Origin of the sequence: Glycomyces mayteni (assembly GCF_042428885.1) — a bacterium.
Classification (GTDB): Bacteria; Actinomycetota; Actinomycetes; order Mycobacteriales; family Micromonosporaceae; genus Glycomyces; species Glycomyces mayteni.
The window spans coordinates 1-647 of sequence record NZ_JBHMBP010000019.1 but is presented as its reverse complement, the minus strand read 5'-3'; the positions used below and the strand labels follow the sequence as shown (position 1 = coordinate 647).

Below are 647 nucleotides of genomic sequence, written 5' to 3'. Positions count from 1 at the left end.
CCAGGCGCATGTGGACGGTAACCTGGTTACCGCCCCCGCCTGGCCGGCTCATCCACAGTGGCTGGCGAAATTCGCCGCCCTGCTGGCGGAATAACCATACTGAGCCGGCGTTTTTGTTGAGCCACCCGCTCCCCTGCGGGAATCTATGCCTCAGCGCGGTGTTTAGTCTCGGGTAAACGCGCTGTTGTAAGTTATACCGATGGCGGGGATGCGCCACGATTTACCGCTTATCTTCAGGGGCCGGTTAAAAAACCAGCCCCTGATAGATTTATCGCTGCCCTGACGGGCATCATCAATTCAGCAACGCGATCTGCTTGACCACTATTTCATTGATTTTATAGATTATTTCAGGAGTTACGCGTTCTTTGATATCGCGGTCAACAAATACCCGAATGCAATATTTGATGATTTGATACTGATTTAACTTATCACCACATTCAATTAACGGTTTTATTTCGTAGCGGTTCTTAAGATCTTTCACCAAAAGCTTAACTTCGGTTTTATCCAGGTCTTTAAAGGCGCAGTCGGAGACAATATCAACGGCAAATTCATGTGGTTTGAAATGAGGCTGTAATACAGAAGTCAATAACCCGGTGAGTTGACTCTTCCACGCCTTATTTTCCTTGTCAGCGATGTTAGCTTTATAC

The 647-nt window shown here is 47.4% G+C and carries 2 pseudogenes; one reads left to right on the top strand and one right to left on the bottom strand.

The features are described from left to right. A pseudogene (locus ACFFXY_RS25340) lies at window positions 1-94 on the top strand (protease); the annotation flags it as partial. A gap of 198 nt (window positions 95-292) precedes the next feature. On the opposite strand, the pseudogene ACFFXY_RS25335 reads toward ACFFXY_RS25340, so the two are convergent. After that, window positions 293-647, bottom strand: a pseudogene (locus tag ACFFXY_RS25335) (HD domain-containing protein); the annotation flags it as partial.